The sequence below is a fragment of the Vibrio sp. SG41-7 genome, assembly GCF_014164465.1.
GTDB lineage: Bacteria > Pseudomonadota > Gammaproteobacteria > Enterobacterales > Vibrionaceae > Vibrio > Vibrio splendidus.
On the sequence record NZ_JACJFF010000206.1, the window covers coordinates 1 to 4867 of the forward strand.

Consider the following 4867-nt stretch of genomic DNA (forward strand, 5'->3'; position numbering starts at 1 on the left):
TGAACATTAACGCTTATTTGTTTTGAACTGCCATATACTCTGCAACGCCTTGCGCTACAGTTTTAAATACCACATCACAGCCTGCTGCTCGAAGTTTCGTAAGGTCAGCTTGAGTAAACTCTTGGTAAGCGCCTTTTAAATGCTCAGGGAAAGGAATCGTTTCGATTTCACCTTTACCGTGGTGCTTAATTACCGCTTTGGCAACTTCGTCAAAAGACTCAGCATTGCCGGTGCCTAGGTTAAAGATGCCAGAAACACCATTTTCTAAGAACCACAGGTTTACTGCTGCAACATCACCGACATACACAAAATCACGCTGGAATGTTTCGCTACCTGCGAATAGTTTAGGGTTCTCACCAGCGTTCATTTGGTTGTTTAGGTGGAAAGCAACAGAGGCCATGCTGCCTTTGTGATCTTCACGTGGACCGTAAACATTGAAGTAACGGAAACCAGTAATTTGAGGTAACGTTTCGTTATGCGCTACAGCATCCGCGGTTAGGCGACGAACGTAGTTATCAAATTGTTGTTTAGAGTAACCATAGACATTTAATGCGCCTTCATACTCTTTCTCTTCGATGAAAGTCTCTGTCTCACCGTAAGTTGCAGCTGAAGAGGCATATAGGAAGGGGATTTCACGCTCAACACAATAATGCAGTAACTCTTTTGAGTACTCATAGTTGTTGAGCATCATGTATTTACCATCCCACTCGGTCGTTGCCGAACAAGCACCTTCATGGAAAATAGCTTCAATAGGGCCGAAATCATCGCCAGCCATAACTTGAGTTAGGAAGTCGTCGCGATCCATGTAGTCAGTGATGTCTAGGTCTACAAGGTTCTTGAACTTTTTACCGTTCTTGAGGTTGTCGACAACTAGAATATCGTTGTGGCCTGCGTCATTGAGTGCTTTCACAATATTGCTGCCGATCATGCCAGCACCACCAGTTACGATAATCATATTTTTCCTACTCTTTTGAATATAAAACTACCGCGAGTATAGCAAGGAATGACAAAGACGGGCTAGTGGAATAATTCCTTAAGCGGAGTATGATATGAGCAGATTAGTCTTAGGTAAGTGCGCAGTAAGCACTCGAAATTATAGGTATTATCATGAAAATTGCAGTTGCGGGTACCGGTTATGTAGGTCTATCCAATGCGATGTTGTTGGCGCAGAATCATGATGTTGTTGCAGTTGATATCGTCGAAGAAAAGGTATCGATGTTGAACAACAAGCAATCGCCAATCATGGATGTTGAGATTGAAGAGTTTTTGGCTAATCGTGCTTTGAGTTTTCAAGCCACAACCGATAAGCAAGCGTATAAAGATGCAGATTTCGTTATTATCGCTACGCCAACCGACTATGACCCTAAAACGAACTACTTTAATACCAGTTCTGTAGAGTCGGTGATTCGTGACGTAATGATGGTTAACCCGAATGCTGTCATGGTGATTAAATCAACGGTACCTGTTGGTTATACTGAGCGCGTTAAGCAAGATTTAAACTGTGAAAACATTATGTTCTCGCCAGAATTTTTACGTGAAGGCAAAGCCCTGTACGACAACCTACACCCATCACGCATTATTGTTGGTGAGTGTTCTGAGCGAGCGAAAGTGTTTGCAAACCTTCTTGTTGAAGGCGCAGAAAAAGAGAATATCGACGTACTGTTTACTCACTCCACAGAAGCGGAAGCAGTAAAGCTCTTCTCAAATACCTACTTGGCGATGCGTGTTTCTTATTTCAATGAGCTCGACTCTTACGCCGAAGCGCATGGTTTGGATTCTCGTCAGATCATCGAAGGTGTGGGTTTAGACCCTCGAATTGGCAATCATTACAACAACCCTTCATTTGGTTACGGTGGTTACTGCTTACCGAAGGACACCAAGCAACTGTTGGCGAATTACCAAGATGTACCAAACAACATTGTGGGCGCTATTGTTGATGCTAACCGCACCCGTAAAGATTTTATTGCGGAGTCCATTATTAAGCGCTCGCCTAAAATTGTAGGTATCTATCGCTTGATCATGAAGGCCGGCTCGGACAACTTCCGTGCGTCGTCGATTCAAGGCATCATGAAGCGTTTGAAAGCTAAAGGTATAGAAGTGGTCGTGTTCGAACCTGTGTTGGAAGAAGAGCATTTCTTTAACTCGAAGGTTTATTCTGACCTAGAAGAGTTCAAAACCGTATCAGATGTGATTGTATCCAACAGAATGGTCGATGAAATATCAGACGTTGCAGATAAGGTGTACACACGAGACCTGTTTGGCAGTGATTGATTCCTGCAGAGTGTTAGTAGTCTCGCCTTAAACTCGCCCGATGAATGCCGGGATATAAGGCGTAAGACGCGATAGCGGCTTAATCTGAGGTCGCCTGACTATTTTACATAAGCTTTTAACGTTCCAATTGTTGCACTGTCAGTAGTGTTAGCTAATATGAAGATATCATACAGGTGAGCATTGGAATGTTAAGAGCAACAAAAGTACGTATTTACCCAACACAAGAACAAGCTGAGTTTTTAATAGCCCAGTTTGGTGCTGTGCGTTTTGCGTATAACAAAGCTCTGCATTTAAAGTCTCATATGTACCGCACACATGGCGTCACACTGAATCCAAAGAAAGATATAAAGCCACTACTTGCGGTTGCAAAAAAGTCACGTAAATATCACTGGATGAAACAATACGATTCAATTGCTTTACAGCAGTCCATAATCAATCTTCATCAAGCTTTTGATAACTTTTTCAACCCAAAGCTGAAAGCCAGATACCCACAATTCAAGCGTAGACACGGCAAGCAATCGAGTTACCACTGTATGGGCGTAAAGGTGCTTGATAGTGGAGCAATTAAACTCCCGAAGATGAAGCCTGTAGAGGCGAATATTCACCGAGAGATCACTGGCGTAGTAAAAAGCATCACAGTCAGCCAGAGTAAAACAGGTAAGTTTTACGCATCAATCCTGGTTGATGATGGAGTGAGTGCGGCTGATTTACCTCACACTATAAGAAAGGTAACAGGTATCGATCTCGGTTTGTCTCACTTTGCCATTGAATCTAATGGAAGAAAGATAACTAACCCAAGATTTGTAAAACGTGCTGAGACAAACCTCAGACGTAAGCAGCGTCAGCTATCTAGAAAAGCAAAAGGCAGTGCAAATCGAGCTAAGGCTCGATTGCTTGTTGCTAAATGCCATGAAAAGATAGTGAACGCTCGTGCTGACTTTCAACACAAACTCTCTCGAACTCTCGTTGACGAAAATCAAGCAGTGATAGTTGAGACATTGAAATCAGCCAACATGATGAAAAACCACAAACTGGCGAAGCACATAGCGGATGCCTCATGGCATGGCTTTGTTGTTAAGCTTGAGTACAAAGCTAAAGAGCAAGGTAAGTATCTAGTAAAGCTAGATCAGTGGTATGCCAGCTCTAAAACTTGTCATTGTTGTGGTCACAAAATGGAAGATATGCCTTTGTCGGTTCGTAAGTGGAATTGCCCATCTTGTGGTACTACGGATATAGATCGAGACTTAAATGCAGCTCTCAATATCCGTGATAAAGGCATCCTTGAATTAAAGGCGGCTGGACGGTCGTCTCTGCTTATGGAAGCTGCGTAAGTCTCGATACTATCGGGCAACAGCTAACGAAATAAGAAGCATCGCCTGAAAGTGCGGTGAAAAGTCACTGGCGATATACTGGACCACTAAACGGATAGGGATACTAATAACTAATGAAAACACGTGACAAGATTGTTTACGCTGCTCTAGAGCTTTTTAATGAGCACGGTGAGCGTAGTATTACGACCAATCATATTGCTGAGCATATCGAGATTAGCCCTGGTAACCTCTACTACCACTTCCGTAACAAACAAGAGATTGTACGTGACATTTTTACGCTCTATTCAACAGAGTTGCTTGAAAGGTTCACACCGATTCAAGGGCAACAAGAAAGCCTGACGCTATTAAAGCGCTACTTAGATTCTATCTTCACGTTGATGTGGAAGTACCGATTCTTCTATGCGAACCTACCTGAAATATTGTCACGTGATGAAAAACTCCACCTTGATTACATGGCCGTACAAGAAAAGCTGCAAACGAATCTTGTGGATATTATGAGAGCCTTCGTTGAGTTGAACTTGCTCAAAGCAACGGATACGGAAATGAAGTCGATGGTCACTTCTCTTCACTTGATCGCATCAGGTTGGTTAGCTTATCAATCTGCGATGTCTCCAAAAGCTCAAATTACAGAGCAAGTGGTACATCAAGGAATGCTGCAGATGATCGCGACTGTTAAACCGATTGCGACAGCTCAAGGTTTTGAGCAACTGACATTACTGGAAGATGGTGTAAGGGCTTTGAACAGCTAACGCCAGATGCGGGTAATCGAGATACGAGTAACGAAAAGCAGGGTAGAGCGACGACTAGGCTAGCGTTTTTCATGTAACATTTTACTCTAACCTTGCATCTGCTTTAAGCTTTTCGTATTTAGGAGACTCGAACCTGGCGTCTCTTTAAGCTCTTCGCATCTCGGCTACTCGCATCCAGCATCTGCTTTAAGCTCTTCGTATCTCGGTTACTCGCATCCCGCAACTGCTTTAAGCTCTTCGCATCTCGATTACTCGCATCCCGCATCTGCTTTTAAGCTCTTCGTATCTCGGCTACTCGCATCCCGCATCTGCTTTAAGCTCTTCGCATCTCGGCTACTCGCATCCCGCATCTGCTTTTAAGCTTTTCGTATCTCGTTTACTCGCATCCCGCATCTCCTTTTATGCTCTTCCAATCTCTGCTACTCGGCCCCCGCATCTGCGTTAAGCCGTTCGCACACCAGATACCCGCGCCCCGCATCTGCTTTTAGCTCTTCGTAACTCGATTAATCTCACTCC

The 4867-nt window shown here is 43.6% G+C and carries 4 protein-coding genes; 3 read left to right on the plus strand and 1 reads right to left on the minus strand.

Translation table 11 applies throughout. The features are described 5' to 3' along the window. Nucleotides 1-13 precede the first annotated feature (13 nt). On the minus strand, nucleotides 14-955 hold the full coding sequence (rfaD, locus tag H5300_RS25505; RefSeq protein WP_182797232.1) for an ADP-glyceromanno-heptose 6-epimerase: 942 nt from the start codon (nucleotides 953-955) through the stop codon (nucleotides 14-16). Between the two features lie 152 nt (nucleotides 956-1107). Between rfaD and H5300_RS25510 the strand changes: the two genes are divergently transcribed. From H5300_RS25510 to H5300_RS25520, 3 genes are all read left to right on the plus strand, one after another. Next, nucleotides 1108-2271, plus strand: a complete 1164-nt coding sequence (locus tag H5300_RS25510) for a nucleotide sugar dehydrogenase (RefSeq protein ID WP_182797233.1) — start codon at nucleotides 1108-1110, stop codon at nucleotides 2269-2271. Between the two features lie 185 nt (nucleotides 2272-2456). Then, nucleotides 2457-3602 carry an RNA-guided endonuclease TnpB family protein gene (locus H5300_RS25515; RefSeq protein ID WP_182797234.1) on the plus strand — a complete coding sequence of 382 codons (1146 nt, stop codon included), beginning with the start codon at nucleotides 2457-2459 and terminating at the stop codon, nucleotides 3600-3602. Nucleotides 3603-3715: 113 nt separating this feature from the next. Further along, on the plus strand, nucleotides 3716-4351 hold the full coding sequence (locus H5300_RS25520) for a TetR/AcrR family transcriptional regulator (protein WP_061023740.1): 636 nt from the start codon (nucleotides 3716-3718) through the stop codon (nucleotides 4349-4351). Nucleotides 4352-4867: the final 516 nt, after the last annotated feature.

Coding starts and splice junctions, on each gene's coding strand:
- H5300_RS25510 (WP_182797233.1), top strand. CDS start 1,108: ATGAAAATTGCAGTTGCGGGTACCGGTTATGTAGGTCTATCCAATGCG.
- rfaD (WP_182797232.1), bottom strand. CDS start 955: ATGATTATCGTAACTGGTGGTGCTGGCATGATCGGCAGCAATATTGTG.
- H5300_RS25520 (WP_061023740.1), top strand. CDS start 3,716: ATGAAAACACGTGACAAGATTGTTTACGCTGCTCTAGAGCTTTTTAAT.
- H5300_RS25515 (WP_182797234.1), top strand. CDS start 2,457: ATGTTAAGAGCAACAAAAGTACGTATTTACCCAACACAAGAACAAGCT.